Genomic DNA, 14,470 nt, shown 5'->3' on the forward strand with positions numbered 1-14,470 from the left:
ATGGACAAAATGCCCAAATGGGCCGATGTGGTGCTGATTCCCTTGATCAGCCTGATATTGGCCGCAGCCATTTCTGCACTGGTGATCCTCGCAATTGGCGAAGATCCAATTGCCGCGGTCAAGTTGATGGTCGATGGTGCACTCGGGTCAACCTATGGCTGGGGTTATACCCTGTATTACGCGACCAATTTCCTGTTCACCGGTCTGGCCGTCTCCGTCGCCTTTCACGCCCGCATGTTCAACATCGGCGGTGAAGGTCAGGCGATGCTGGGCGGATTGGGGGCAGCCTTGGTTTGTCTCTATATTCCTTGGCCACATTGGTCGATTGCCCTGATTGCAGCCGCAGCAGGCGCCGCCATTTTTGGCGCAGCATGGGCCGCAATCCCGGCCTATCTGCAAGCCAAGCGCGGCAGCCACATCGTAATCACCACCATCATGTTCAACTTTATCGCCGCAGCGGTGCTGAACTATGTACTGGTCAACCTGCTGCGTCCTGCCGGATCGATGGACCCAGCAACTGCGCGCTTCCCCGAGGCGACGCATCTTCCGTCCTTGCATGATATTCTGGCCCCGCTTGGTATTGCCTTCAACAAGGCCGGACCAGCAAATGTTAGTTTCCTGGTCGCCATCGCGGCCTGCTTTGCAGTGTGGCTGCTGATCTGGCACACCAAACTGGGCTTTGAAATCCGCGCCTTCGGAAAATCGGAACAAGGTGCGCTTTATGCCGGTATTTCCCCCGTGAAGATCACCATGATCGCCATGCTGATTTCCGGTGGGTTAGCAGGCATGATGGCCACCAATAACGTAATGGGCGAAGCGGAACGGCTTGTTCTGAACTCGACCGAAGGCGCTGGCTTTATCGGCATCGCGGTGGCCCTGATGGGGCGCTCGCACCCCTTTGGCGTATTCCTTGCCGCCATCCTGTTTGGGTTCCTGTACCAGGGCGGAGCTGAGCTGGCCCTTTGGACCAAAATCCCGCGTGAAATGATTGTTGTCATTCAAGCGCTGGTAATCCTGTTCACTGGAGCACTGGACAATATGGTTCGGATGCCACTTGAGAAAATCTTCGTTACGCTGCGGAAGGGGAAAGCTTGATGGATTTCCTGACACTTATCCAAGTGCTGGACAGCACCGTTCGTCTGTCCACACCTCTGCTTCTGGCGTGTTTGGCTGGTCTGTTCTCTGAACGCGCTGGTATTTTCGACATCGGTCTTGAGGGCAAGATGCTGGCTGCAGCCTTCTTTTCCGCTGCAATCGCGGCTGTCACCGGCAATGTCTGGCTCGGACTGTTAGCAGGTGTCACCGCATCTCTGGTTCTTAGCGCTCTGCACGGGTTGGCATCGATCACCTTTCGCGGCAACCAGCTGATCTCAGGTCTGGCGGTAACGATGCTGGCTCAGGGCTTTACAGTTTTGGTTGCGCAAAGCTGGTTCAAACAGGGGGGGCGTACGCCGTCGTTGCTGGCTGAGGGCCGGTTTGGCCCGATCACCTTCCCCTTTGCCGATAGCGTCGCTGGCGTGCCATTCATCGGCCCGATTTATTCGGAATTGCTGTCTGGTCACTCGATCCTGGTCTACGTGGCCTTTGCGGCGGTTCCCGCAACCTGGTGGATCCTGTTTCGAACCCGGTTTGGCCTTCGTCTGCGCGCAGTTGGCGAAAACCCGGCGGCCGTAGATACAGCGGGTGTGTCCGTTGTTGGCCTGCGCTTTGCTGCAGTGATGATCTGTGGCTTGCTTTGCGGCTTGGCCGGTGCCTACCTTGCCACCTCACTACAGGCGGGCTTTGTCAAAGACATGACTGCAGGCCGTGGCTATATTGCTCTGGCAGCGCTGATCTTTGCCAAATGGCGTCCCTGGCACGCTATGGGTGCCTGCCTGTTGTTTGGTCTGTTGCAGGCCGTAGCACTTCGGTTCCAGAACATCGAATTGGGCGGTCTTACCATCCCCGTTCAGGCCATGGACGCCCTGCCCTATATCCTGACTGTGGTGATCCTGGCTGGCTTTGTCGGCAAGGCCATTCCACCAAAAGCCGGTGGCGAACCCTATGTGAAAGAACGCTAGCCAAAAACCGCTTCAGCCCTACCAACGCCCGGTCCTGTGCCGGGCGTTGTCTTTTCTGACAACGGGAACTCCCGCCCGTCGCTTGCGCATCTGCGATGCCCGCTCCCGTTGGGCCTGGCGCCGTGCGCCGCACGGCGCCAGGCCCAAGTTTGTTCAGGGTGTACCGGCAAAGCCGGTACACCCTGCAACCGCGGGAGATTTCCTTGGCTGAAGATCCACCGACTACAATAGGTCCAGTTTTGCCACGCAGATCAGTCCTGCGTGCTGCAGGGCGGCATCGGCAGTTGATTTTACGTAAATCTCCGGTCTAACTAGTTCTTATGCAGATTTACCTTCCTATCGCCGAAGTTTCGGTCAACGCTTTCCTTCTTCTCGGATTGGGGGGCATGGTCGGGATATTGTCCGGCATGTTCGGCGTTGGCGGTGGCTTTCTGATGACGCCGTTGCTGTTCTTTATCGGCATACCACCCGCCGTGGCGGTCGCCACCGAGGCCAACCAGATTGTGGCCTCTTCCTTTTCGGGGGTCCTGGCGCATTTCCGAAGGCGAACGGTTGATATCAAAATGGGGCTGGTCTTACAGGCCGGTGGTCTTGTGGGCGCCGCGCTGGGGGTCTTGGTTTTCAATTACCTGAAGGCCATGGGACAGGTCGATCTCCTGGTTAAACTTTGCTACGTAGTTTTCCTTGGCGTCGTCGGCGGCCTCATGTTTATTGAGAGCCTCAATGCTATCCGCAAGTCCAAGAAAGCTGGCGGAGCCCCCGCTGCACGACGTCAACGCAGCTGGATTCACGCCTTACCATTGAAGATGCGGTTTCGCACGTCAGGTCTGTACATCTCAGTCATTCCACCTGTTATGGTCGGCATTTGCGTCGGTATTCTGGCTGCCATCATGGGCGTTGGCGGCGGATTTATCATGGTCCCAGCAATGATCTATATACTGGGCATGCCCACTAAGGTCGTGATCGGGACCTCGCTGTTCCAGATCATTACAGTGACCGCCTTTACCACCATGCTGCATGCCACCACCAACTACACAGTAGACATTGTTCTGGCGGTGCTTTTGCTGATCGGTGGCGTCATTGGCGCCCAGATTGGGACCCGGATCGGTGTCTATATGAAGGCCGAGCAACTGCGGATCCTGCTTGCGCTGATGGTCCTTATTGTCTGCGGCAAGCTTGCTCTCGACCTGTTGCTGACCCCCTCCGAGCTGTTCTCGCTTGGCGCCGGCGGAGGACATTAATCATGCGTCGCTTGCTCATCGCTGCCTTGATATTTGCCCTGCCGGTTCAAGCAGCCGAAGAAGAAGTTGTGTTAGGCCTCAGCCAGGACCGGGTTGCAATCACAGCTGACTTTGATGGCTCCGAGATCCTGATTTTTGGGGCAGTGAAGCGTGAAACGCCAATCCCTGACACTGAACCCCTTGAAGTCATTGTCACCGTATCGGGCCCCGACCATCCGGTACTGGTACGACGTAAAGAGCGTAAACTGGGTATCTGGGTCAATGTGGACGCGGTCTTGGTTGATTCTGCACCCAGCTTTTATGTCGTTGCCACCAGCGCCCCATTCGACCAAGTGCTGACGGATATCGAAGACCTGCGCTATCGCGTTTCGATTGAGAGGGCCATTCGTTCGGTCGGGGCGGCCATGCATATCCGCGGAGCTCAGGAATTTGCTGACGCAGTAGTACGGGTACGGGCGAACGAACAGCTTTATGCTGTGCGCGAAAACACTGTAGCCGTTGATCAGCAGACGCTGTTTCGCACGGCCATCGATATGCCGGCCAATTTGACCGAAGGCGATTATACTGCCCGTATTTTTCTGACCCGAAGCGGCAAGGTAGTTTCCAGCTATGAAACCACCATCGACGTGCGCAAGGTTGGGCTCGAACGGTTCTTGTTTACCATGTCACGCGAACAACCGTTTCTCTATGGGCTAATGTCGCTGGCAATTGCTATCGCTGCAGGTTGGGGCGCCTCTGCAGCCTTCCGGCTGTTGCGCAACAACTAAAAACCGCATCCACCACCGAGGGGTGGATGCAGTCGCGCGCCTATTTAGCCGCGCCCGATATAGGGCATTTTGGTTGCCATCACTGTCATAAACTGCACGTTTGCTTCTAGCGGCAGTTGCGCCATATGCAGCACCGACCGTGCGGCATCTTCGACTGCAAAGCTATGCATTGGTTCAGCCTCAGGATCATCCTGTTGCAACCGATAGCTAAGATCCTCGACCATAGGTGTACGTGCGTTGCCAATATCAATCTGTCCACATGCAATATCAAAGGGACGCCCATCTAGGGACAGGCTGCGCGTCAACCCAGTGACCGCCGCTTTGGTCGTGGCATAGGGCACCGAATTAGGCCGAGGGACATAGGCCGCAATCGACCCGTTATTGATGATCCGCCCGCCCTGTGGGAACTGATGTCGCATCTGCCTAAACGCAGCACGGGCAGCTAGGAACATCCCGTTGAGGTTGACGTTCACCGAGGCAAACCAATCATCCAACGCAATTTCATCGATGGTGCCGCCGGGGGTGAAGATACCGGCATTATTGAACATCACATCCAATCGCCCGGCCTGCATGGCAAACCGGTTAAAGGCACCATCAACAGCTGCCGGATCGGTCACATCCGCAGACAGAACAACCGCGTTGGCGTGGCCCTCTGCCACCTCTTCCAGTGCAGATTTCCGCCGCGCCAATAAGCCAACAGTCCAGCCTTCGGCCAAGAACAATTCTGCAACGGCCCGACCGATCCCCGAGCTGGCGCCAGTAATTAAAATCGTTTTCATTCGCTTTCGATCTCCAATTTCAGCGTCGGTGCCGGTACCCCTCGCAAATCATCCACGCGCAACGGCGCGCTTGGTTTGGCCAGCCGGTTGCGAACGACCCAGATCAAGCGTTCCTGTGCCCGGGTAATCGCGACATAGGCCAGCCGTTTCCACAGCGGTTGCCCAGCTTCAACCCGGCCCATCCGCGCTGCAACGAAAAGATCAGGTGCAAACACTTGGGTGGTTGCCCATTGAGACCCCTGCGCCTTGTGTATGGTCACAGCCGCACCATGCAGAAAGGTTGCCCCCATGCGAGCCGCGAAGGGAATAAAGGGTTCTTCTTCCTCCGGTTTTTCAATCTTCACAATCGAAGCCGCCGATACTTGTGGGTCTTCGGCCCCCATCACATGCAACCGTGAAAAACCCGGCTTGCGGCCTGGCCCAAGATAGATCACCTGCGCCCCTTTAATCAGACCACGCGCCTCGAGGTCCAAGCGCTTCTTGCGGTGCTTCATTGGCAGTTCGATACCGTCGCAGATCAACGGTTCACCCTCCATCAACTCATCTTCGGGCGCCCCATGTACGGTTCGAAACGCATTGATCAGCTTAATTCGGGTCGCATTGCGCCAGACCAAAACCGGAGATCGCGCCATCAGGTCAACCTCGACCCGTTGCCCCCAGACCACGCGCTCGTCCCGCCTGGCGGTATCTTCGATCATCCGCTCAAAATCCTGAAATGTCAGTTGCGGATCGGCAAGGGCATGAGCAAGGTCCAGGATCGGATTGTCAGCATCCTGACGGTGAATACGGTGCAACTCCAACTTGCGCTCTTCGGGTAGCGCATCAAACACCATAGAACCGGATTGATTTACCGGTGCCAACTGGGCTGGATCGCCAAACAACAACAAGTTTGGAAAGATCTCTTTCAGATCATTAAACTGCCGCTCATCCAGCATCGAGGATTCATCAACAAACCCAATGTCCAATGGTTCTTCGCGACGTTTCCATCCGGTAATAAAGTCTGATCCGCGTAAACCTGCAGACGCCAGCGCACCGGGAATTGATTTATTGCGCTCATAGAACGCTGCCGCACGGGCCAGTGCCTCTTCCGTCAGCCCCTCAATTTCCGGAGGGTCGCCTTTGCCGGTCAACCATTCGGCCAACCGCTCATATTCTGGATCATACATAGGCGTATATAGAATACGGTGAATTGTAGTTGCAGGAACGCCTCGCAGCCGGAGAACCGAGGCTGCCTTGTTTGTAGGTGCCAGAATTGCCAGCGTACGACGGTCACCTTTTTTGCGGCTTTCATAGTCCCCTGAAACCACTTCCACCCCAGCCTGTTCTAAAGCTTTGTACAGCTCTGCCAGTAAAAGTGTCTTTCCCGATCCGGCCTTGCCGATCAGGGCCATCACGCCTCCTTCGCCGCGGGGGGGCTGCAGCAGGCCATCGTCCAGGTCGATACCTGCATGACGCAACATTTCAATTACGCTGTCATAAGCAGCGGCTTGGTCTTCTGAGAACTGAATGGGGAGCGATGTCATGGCGCGACCCTACAGGCGTGGGGCTGGCTTCACCAGAGGCCAACCCCGCTATCCCCCCATTCTATTAAGCACTCATTGCCATTGGTTGTTCAGCTGACATGCCAAAAGACCGATCAAACCACATTTGCGACTGTTCGGGGGTGATCCCCGCCCGCTGTGCAACATTTAGGTAGATCTCACGCGAGTACTCCCACAGGCCAAGACTAATTCGGTCACGACCTTCGCCAATGCTACCAATCACTTCAGGTGAAAAACCCAAGCTGCGGTAGATTCGGATCATTCTGTGGTCAAAAACACCCGTCAGATGCTCAACACTAAAGTTGCGCATGATCTCTGTTCCACCAAGGGTCAAGGCCCCGGCCACATGCGAACTCGCCTTGCGTGAGAGGCAGAACCTTGTGCATTCCCAAATCAATGGGCTACAAATATGAGTTCCACCGTTAAGGTTACTAAACACATCATTAACCATAACTGGACCTGTGGTTGGTAAAAAGCGCATGGACCCGCCATGTGATCCATCCGCCTCCTCCCAAATTACGTAGAGCGGATTCAAATGATCGTATTGGTCGCGTTCTTCGCCGTTTTCATCAACGTTTACTGCCCAGCCAAGCCGGGTTTTGAATTGATCAGCCCTATCCTTGAACATGGAATTTGCCAGATCAGAAAATTTATGTAGGTCCGTAGCGTAAATATAGCGCAGCATAGCTGTCCCCTTTTGGATTAAAGTGGGGAAAACCTACGGTCAGAATGGTTAATGGTTCATAATTTTAACGTTAAGAAATGGAAACAGACCGTTAAACAACAATCAGCCCGCGTGCCATTGCCTGAGCAATTGCATGTGTGGTATTTTGCGCGCCCAGTTTATGCCGGGAACTTTCAATATATACTCTAAGGGTATGTTCGGAAATTTCCAGCGTCTCTGCCACTTGTGCGCGACTGTGCCCCATCGCCAACAGCGTCATGGCGTCGATCTCACGCGGGGACAAAGCGCGCGACTGTTCTGGTGCCCGCTCGGTTTCAAACTCCAATGCCTTTCGGTTGAAGAAATGCGCCATCAGAATCAAGTCGCGACTGCGCTTTTCTGTAAACTTTTCCCAAGCTTCATCTGAACAATTGTGACTGGTTGTAAAAAGAGCGAACTGCCCGTTGGGGCCTCGGATTGGCACCGAGTACCCCTGGTTCCCAACACCATGCTCCAGAGCGTCATCAAGAAATGCTCTTGCAGGCTTACCACTCCAATCCAGCCGTTTCCAATCTACAGGGTGGAAGCGCTGAAAGCAGCCCGCAATTACCGGATCAACTCGAACGTAGTTTTTGTCTTGGTATTGATCGATCCAGGCTTGAGAATAGGTTCCAAAATAGTAGTGGTCGCCAGCGCTATCGACCCAGTGGTACATCATGTGATCAATAGCAAAGAGGTCGCGCACTCTTTCTATGATCTCCTGAAGACCCTCAAGAGTGTTGGTCACCTCCAACGACTCTAAGATTTGATCCAACCTGACTCTGTTCGCCATCCGTTTGCGCACCAGCTTTTTCTTCCTGAGACGAAATTTCAGCCTGTGCAACTTTGAGTGTTTCCCCCAAGTGCTCAGCCACAGCCCCGAGACCATTTGCAGTGGCAAAGGCTTGAAGGTCAACGAGAACGTCTAGCAACCAGTCATTTTCAGTCATTGCAGTGCCCTATTCCGCAAAATTATCGTCAACCGGCAATAACATGCATACATACGACATGAATACTCGCCGTTTCTTACTCCCCCAAAATAGTGAGGCTGAGTATTTCAAGCTTATGAAATCAAACATCACGTCCATTGGTTGTGAAAACGCCCACAAATCAGCAAGTGATTCGCGGGCGTTGGGTACTATTGGCCTGCAAGCAAAGCCCGCAACTGCGAGACAGGCGTTATTGACCTGCCTCCAGAACGTCCTCAAGGGTGCGCAAGCCAGTTTTTGGCGCCTGTACCAACACCGACATATTGCCCGGTTTATGTTCATTGCGGAACATTTTCATATGGGCGTCTGGCAGGTCGGACCAAGAAAACACCTCGGACATACAGGGATCCAAACGGCGCTCCAGCATCAGTTTGTTAGCCGAAGCTGCCTGTTTCAGGTGGGCAAAATGACTACCCTGCAAACGCTTTTGGTGCATCCACATGTATCGCACATCCAGCGTCAGGTTGAACCCAGTGGTTCCTGCGCAGATCACCACCATGCCGCCCTTTTTACAGACAAAGGTCGAAACCGGGAAGGTCGCCTCGCCGGGATGTTCGAACACGATGTCGACGTTGTTCCCTTTACCTGTAATTTCCCAAATCGCCGCGCCAAACTTGCGGGCTTCTTTGAACCAAGCGCCATATTCCGGGGTGTTCACCGTTGGCATTTGCCCCCAGCAGTTGAAATCTTTGCGGTTCAAGACACCCTTGGCGCCCAGCCCCATCACAAACTCGCGTTTGTCTTCGTCTGAAATCACCCCAATCGCATTGGCGCCAGCGGTATTGATCAATTGGATTGCATAAGAGCCCAAACCACCTGATGCACCCCAAACCAAAACATTCTGTCCTGGTTTCAACTCGTGTGGGTGGTGGCCAAACAACATCCGATACGCGGTCGCAAGCGTCAGTGTATAACAAGCGCTTTCTTCCCAGGTCAAATGTTTGGGGCGTGGCATCAGTTGCTGCGCCTGCACACGCGTGAACTGCGCAAACGAACCATCCGGCGTCTCGTAGCCCCAAATCCGTTGGCTGGTCGAGAACATCGGATCGCCACCGTTACATTCTTCGTCTTCACCATCATCCTGATTGCAGTGGATCACGACTTCGTCGCCAACTTTCCACTTTTTAACCTTGTCACCCACTGCCCAAACAATCCCAGCCGCATCAGATCCGGCAATATGATAGGGTTGCTTGTGGCCATCAAAAGGGCTGATTGGTTGCCCCAAGGCAGCCCAAACACCGTTGTAGTTAACACCAGCGGCCATCACCAGAACCAACACATCGTGACTATCTATTGCAGGGACATCTACAACCTCTTGCAACATCGCACTGTCCGGATTGCCGTGGCGCTCTTTTCGGATAGCCCAAGCATACATCTGTTTGGGGACATAGCCCATAGGTGGCATCTCACCCATCTCATACAGATCTTTTTCAGCGGCCTCGTACGATAGCGTATCAATGTTGGTATCCAGAGCCATAACAGCCTCCAATTTGCCTCGTTATGCCGCGACGCAGAATCGTGGCTTTATCTAGGAAATAGAAACGGGCGAGAAATAAAGCAACCGTTTTCGCCGCATTTTTGAAATTTTATAACTCGTCGACGCCACTTCGGCATTTTCAGCTCTCGGTTTTTGGTTTCCTGCCTCCAACATCCAGCGCTCGCAACAATCTGAAGTAAAGTGTGGAGCTATCTCAAAAGGGTTCAAGTGGAAAAACAGCCCCACATACCTCTTGCTTGGTCCTACTTGGTTATGTGGAATTTGCTGAAACACCGAAACGATCGGGCAAGTCAGATAGCAAATCAACGACACCGAAAACCGTTATTCAGCGCTGGCACCCGCACACATCTGAAAACTGAAACGTTAGCTTCTTCGCCTGAAACCGCGATTAGGCTTGTCACAACCAATTGTTGCCACATCAAAAATCTGTACTAATATATATAGAGGAACAGTGCTTAACCTGCGCAGGCCTCATCAGAGGGCAGCGCCAAAAATGCAACTCTGATAAGAAAGAACCCCATGCTTTCCAAACGCCATCTACTCACCGTTTTAACTGCATTTGCAATATCCGCAACAACGGTAATTCCAGCCGCTGCCTTGGATCGACGAGTGCGTATTGTAAATCAAACGGGTTACGTTCTGGTCGAATTCTATGGATCCAATAAAGGGTCGCGCTCATGGGAAGAAGACATCCTGGGCCCTGATGTATTAGGGTCAGGCCAATCTGTGATGATCAATTTTGACGATGGTACCGGCTATTGCAAATTTGACTTCAAGGCCGTGTTCGACGACGGCGACGAGTTAATCAGGAAAAATGTCAACATCTGCGAAATCGGCACATATACCTATAATTGACGCGCAGGGTAGCTCTAGAACACAAGCAAGCGCACCTATCAGAAGTAGGTGCGCTTTTTTGAGCGAAAATTATCAATTGCCGCAATGCAGCGAATTGACAGGGGTGTATTCTTTCACGTATCCAGCTCGAGACGAAATAAAATTTCAATCGAGACGCGGGGCGCCTGATGACAAATACAGACCACCAGCACGGTAAGTCAGATCGCCCTTGGTTGATCCGGACTTACGCAGGCCATTCTACCGCCACGGCTTCAAACGCGCTGTACCGCAGTAACCTTGCTAAAGGCCAAACCGGTTTATCAGTTGCTTTTGATCTGCCAACCCAAACCGGATACGACAGCGACCACACGCTGGCCCGTGGCGAAGTGGGCAAGGTAGGCGTCCCTGTTTGTCACTTGGGTGACATGCGCGCCTTGTTTGACCAGATCCCTTTGGATCAGATGAACACCTCTATGACGATCAACGCTACCGCCCCTTGGCTATTGTCGCTTTATATTGCTGTAGCTGAAGAGCAAGGCGCAGATATTCGCGGCCTTCAGGGCACTGTGCAAAATGATCTGATCAAGGAATACCTGAGCCGAGGCACCTATATTTGCCCACCTAAGCCCAGCCTGAAGATGATCGCGGATGTCGCCGAGTACTGTTATAGTAACGTTCCCAAGTGGAATCCGATGAACGTCTGTTCTTATCACCTGCAAGAGGCAGGCGCGACGCCAGAACAGGAACTGGCCTTTGCTTTGGCCACCGGACAGGCCGTGCTGGACGAATTGCAACCACGGGTTCCAGCCGAAGATTTCCCGGCAGTGGTTGGGCGAATTTCATTCTTCGTCAACGCTGGCATCCGCTTTGTCACCGAAATGTGCAAGATGCGCGCCTTTGTCGATCTGTGGGATGAGATTTGCGAAACCCGTTATGGTGTTAGCGATCCAAAGTTTCGCCGGTTTCGGTACGGTGTACAGGTCAACTCTCTGGGATTGACCGAACAACAGCCAGAAAACAATGTTTACCGTATTCTGATCGAAATGCTGGCCGTCACCCTGTCAAAGAAAGCCCGCGCCCGTGCGGTACAATTGCCTGCCTGGAACGAAGCACTGGGATTGCCCCGGCCCTGGGATCAGCAATGGTCGATGCGGATGCAGCAAATTCTGGCCTACGAAACTGATCTTTTGGAGTATGAAGACCTATTCGAGGGCAACCCGGCGGTTGACCGTAAGGTTGAAGAATTAAAGACCGGCGCTCGCGCTGAACTGGCCAACCTAGATGGCATGGGCGGCGCAGTGGCATCGATCGAATATATGAAGTCACGTTTGGTGGATTCTAATGCCGAACGATTGAACCGGATTGAACGTAACGAAACCATAGTGGTTGGCGTCAACCGCTGGACTGAGGGCGAACCCTCGCCGTTGCAAACGGAAGATGGCGGCATCATGGTTGTCGATCCTGCTGTCGAACAAGAACAGATTTCTCGCCTGAACGATTGGCGGCAAAATCGTGATGACTCTGAGGTGCAAACAGCCTTGGCGGCCTTGCGGGCAGCAGCCAAAGCCGGTGACAATATCATGCCACCATCAATCGCCGCAGCCAAAGCTGGCGTCACAACTGGCGAATGGGCAGAAGAGATGCGCAAGGCCCATGGAACCTATCGAGGCCCCACCGGTGTATCAGGTTCGGTATCCAACAAAACCGAAGGCTTGGATGATCTGCGCGAAAAAGTGGACGCCGTCAGTGACAAATTGGGGCGTCGTTTGAAATTCCTTGTCGGGAAGCCAGGACTGGACGGCCACTCAAACGGTGCTGAACAGATTGCCTTTCGTGCCCGAGACTGCGGGATGGATATATCCTATGATGGAATCCGCCTGACGCCCGCCGAACTTGTGGCCGCAGCGATCGAAGATCAGGCCCATGTAGTTGGCCTGTCGATCCTGTCGGGGAGCCACTTGCCATTGGTTCAGGAAACAATGGACCGCATGCGTGCCGCCGGCCTAGCGCATATTCCGGTGATCGTCGGTGGTATCATTCCTGACGATGATGCGAATACTCTAAAACAAATGGGTGTTGCCCGCGTTTATACCCCAAAAGATTTCGAACTAAATTCAATCATGGGTGATATCACGATATTGGCGACGCCCTAAATGGTTGTAGAATAATAATAAAAATCAGGCGGCAACACAAAAAATGAGAAAAAGGCGCTTAAATACGTCTCCCAATTGGGCCATAAGCTGATACGCGCTAATTAGTTGGCGTAGGTACTACAAATTGGAGACTCAAATGACCCTCAACCTTGCGGAAATGTCGCGCAAAGATCTTCTGCAACTCAAAACTGATGTTGATGAAGCCCTAAAATCCGCCGAACAACGTGAGCGTCTAGCCGCATTAAAGGCTGCAGAACAGGCCGCCGCAGAATTCGGTTTTTCGCTTGAGGAAATTTCTAATGGCGGACGTTCGTCAGGTAAGCGTTCAAAAGCTGCACCCAAATATCGTAATCCGGCGAACCCAGAAGAAACCTGGACCGGTCGGGGTCGCAAGCCGCATTGGATTCATACTGCCTTGACTTCTGGCGCCGATATCTCTGATCTGGAAATCTGATCCAGAAGCGGAGATTTAAAACATGACGATTCATATTGGTGCCGCAAAGGAAGATATTGCGGAAACCGTCTTATTGCCGGGCGATCCCTATCGCGCAAAATGGGCGGCTGAAACCTTCCTGTCGGATGTGCGTCTGGTGAATGAAGTGCGTGGGATGCTGGGGTTTACGGGAACCTGGAAGGGACATCGTGTCACCATCCAGGGCAGCGGTATGGGAATGCCGTCGCTGTCGATTTACGTCAATGAGTTGATCCGAGACTTTGATGCCCAGACTTTGATCCGAATTGGATCCTGTGGTGCCATGCAGGATAAGATCAAACTACGTGACGTAATTGTAGCTATGACCGCCAGCACCCTGAGCACCCCATCCCGTGGGATCTTCAAAGAGCTGAACTTTGCCCCCTGTGCAGATTGGTCCTTGTTACGCGCAGCAGTCGGCGCAGCCGAGGCCAAGGGATCTACACCTCATGTTGGCGGCATCTATTCCTCGGATGTGTTCTATGATGAACGCCCTGACCTGAATGAACAGATGGTGCGGCATGGCATTCTGGGCGTCGAAATGGAAGCCGCTGAACTGTATAATCTGGCCGCGCGCCATGGACGGCGCGCACTGGCCGTACTGACAGTGTCTGACCATCTGATCACCGGCGAAGAGCTACCTTCGGATCAACGGGAACGCAGCTTCGCCGAAATGGTGGAGATTGCTCTGGAGGCAGCCTTTAGCTGACCCCACTGCGCGCCCGCTCTCCCATTGGACCGGGGCGCCGCGCCAAAAACGACATTAGCCGTGCCGGATACCCATCTGGCACGGCATTTTTAATTGAGGTGCGATTGGTCAGTGCAAACCGCCAGGCTTTCAAAGTGGGGAATGCCGCCAGAATCTCCTGATCTAAAATGAGATCAAAGGTATCAAAGTATCGAAAAATTGTTCCCCAGACCGCATCGACCATATGGAATTGTTCGCCTTGGAATAGTGGGCCGTCCAATTCTGCTTCAATCCGCGACAATTTGGTCGATAGCGCAGATCGCGCCTGAGCAAATGATTTATGGTCGGGCGCATTGTAAAATATTCCAATTGTTTTCAAAACATCCGAACCAAATTCGATCCATGCTCGATGTCGTGCCTTGTCCAGTGGATCGCTGGGATGCAGCGTGCCTGGGGTGACTTCGTCCAAATACTCGACAATTACCTGACTTTCAAAAAGCACGCGGCCCTCTGCTTGAAGAAGCGGAACCCGCCCCAGCGGAGAAATCCTCTGGAACCACTCAGGTTTGTTGGCAAGATCGATATAGCTACGACGGTGCGGGATTTGTTTTTCTGTCAGCACAATGACGGCGCGCTGCACATAAGGGCAAAGATCGTGGCTGATCAGGTGGTAGTCAGTCATTGGGTACTCCATGTAGATGCATTTGCATCGATATGGCATCGCCAACTTGCATGTCAATGCATT

15 protein-coding genes are annotated in these 14,470 nt (G+C 53.4%); 8 read left to right on the forward strand and 7 right to left on the reverse strand.

All coding sequences use genetic code 11. From position 1 onward, the window contains the following. The 4 genes from GO984_RS04370 (at position 1) to GO984_RS04385 (ending at position 4,068) form a co-directional block, all read left to right on the forward strand. The gene (locus GO984_RS04370; protein ID WP_157021353.1) at positions 1-1,095 is read left to right on the forward strand and encodes an ABC transporter permease; all 1,095 of its coding nucleotides are present in this window, start codon (positions 1-3) and stop codon (positions 1,093-1,095) included. Continuing rightward, entirely contained in the window at positions 1,095-2,060 is a 966-nt protein-coding gene (locus GO984_RS04375) for an ABC transporter permease (RefSeq protein WP_157021354.1), read from the forward strand. The genes GO984_RS04370 and GO984_RS04375 overlap by 1 nt, the downstream gene beginning before the upstream one ends. 320 nt (positions 2,061-2,380) lie before the next feature. Further along, positions 2,381-3,301, forward strand: a complete 921-nt coding sequence (locus GO984_RS04380) for a sulfite exporter TauE/SafE family protein (RefSeq protein WP_157021355.1) — start codon at positions 2,381-2,383, stop codon at positions 3,299-3,301. 2 nt (positions 3,302-3,303) lie between these two features. Beyond that, a complete protein-coding gene (locus tag GO984_RS04385) occupies positions 3,304-4,068 on the forward strand; it encodes a TIGR02186 family protein (RefSeq protein WP_157021356.1) in 765 nt (254 codons plus the stop codon). A 44-nt stretch (positions 4,069-4,112) separates the two neighbouring features. Here the strand turns inward: GO984_RS04385 and GO984_RS04390 are convergent, their stop codons facing one another. From GO984_RS04390 to ccrA, 6 genes are all read right to left on the reverse strand, one after another. After that, on the reverse strand, positions 4,113-4,847 hold the full coding sequence (locus GO984_RS04390) for an SDR family oxidoreductase (protein ID WP_157021357.1): 735 nt from the start codon (positions 4,845-4,847) through the stop codon (positions 4,113-4,115). Next, a complete protein-coding gene (locus tag GO984_RS04395) occupies positions 4,844-6,370 on the reverse strand; it encodes an AAA family ATPase (RefSeq protein WP_157021358.1) in 1,527 nt (508 codons plus the stop codon). The genes GO984_RS04390 and GO984_RS04395 overlap by 4 nt, the downstream gene beginning before the upstream one ends. A gap of 64 nt (positions 6,371-6,434) precedes the next feature. After that, positions 6,435-7,073: an acyl-homoserine-lactone synthase gene (locus tag GO984_RS04400; RefSeq protein WP_157021359.1), complete on the reverse strand. Its 639-nt coding sequence runs from the start codon at positions 7,071-7,073 to the stop codon at positions 6,435-6,437. 91 nt (positions 7,074-7,164) lie between these two features. Then, on the reverse strand, positions 7,165-7,884 hold the full coding sequence (locus GO984_RS04405) for a helix-turn-helix transcriptional regulator (RefSeq protein ID WP_157021360.1): 720 nt from the start codon (positions 7,882-7,884) through the stop codon (positions 7,165-7,167). Continuing rightward, positions 7,823-8,041, reverse strand: coding sequence for a hypothetical protein (locus GO984_RS04410; RefSeq protein WP_157021361.1), 219 nt, complete (start codon positions 8,039-8,041; stop codon positions 7,823-7,825). The genes GO984_RS04405 and GO984_RS04410 overlap by 62 nt, the downstream gene beginning before the upstream one ends. A 229-nt stretch (positions 8,042-8,270) precedes the next feature. Then, positions 8,271-9,557, reverse strand: a complete 1,287-nt coding sequence (ccrA, locus tag GO984_RS04415) for a crotonyl-CoA carboxylase/reductase (protein ID WP_157021362.1) — start codon at positions 9,555-9,557, stop codon at positions 8,271-8,273. A gap of 540 nt (positions 9,558-10,097) precedes the next feature. Between ccrA and GO984_RS04420 the strand changes: the two genes are divergently transcribed. From GO984_RS04420 to deoD, 4 genes are all read left to right on the forward strand, one after another. Beyond that, positions 10,098-10,433 (forward strand): hypothetical protein, encoded by a 336-nt coding sequence (locus tag GO984_RS04420; protein WP_157021363.1) that lies wholly within the window; start codon positions 10,098-10,100, stop codon positions 10,431-10,433. A gap of 167 nt (positions 10,434-10,600) precedes the next feature. After that, complete coding sequence (locus GO984_RS04425) at positions 10,601-12,565, forward strand: protein meaA (protein WP_157021364.1); 1,965 nt, start codon at positions 10,601-10,603, stop codon at positions 12,563-12,565. A gap of 136 nt (positions 12,566-12,701) precedes the next feature. Beyond that, positions 12,702-13,019 (forward strand): H-NS histone family protein, encoded by a 318-nt coding sequence (locus GO984_RS04430; RefSeq protein WP_157021365.1) that lies wholly within the window; start codon positions 12,702-12,704, stop codon positions 13,017-13,019. A 22-nt stretch (positions 13,020-13,041) separates the two neighbouring features. Next, a complete protein-coding gene (gene deoD / locus GO984_RS04435; protein ID WP_157021366.1) occupies positions 13,042-13,746 on the forward strand; it encodes a purine-nucleoside phosphorylase in 705 nt (234 codons plus the stop codon). Here the strand turns inward: deoD and GO984_RS04440 are convergent. Further along, on the reverse strand, positions 13,739-14,407 hold the full coding sequence (locus GO984_RS04440; protein WP_157021367.1) for a glutathione S-transferase family protein: 669 nt from the start codon (positions 14,405-14,407) through the stop codon (positions 13,739-13,741). The two genes, deoD and GO984_RS04440, sit on opposite strands and share 8 nt — an antisense overlap. Positions 14,408-14,470: the final 63 nt, after the last annotated feature.

The sequence above is a fragment of the Parasedimentitalea huanghaiensis genome (genome assembly GCF_009753675.1).
Taxonomy (GTDB): Bacteria; Pseudomonadota; Alphaproteobacteria; order Rhodobacterales; family Rhodobacteraceae; genus Parasedimentitalea; species Parasedimentitalea huanghaiensis.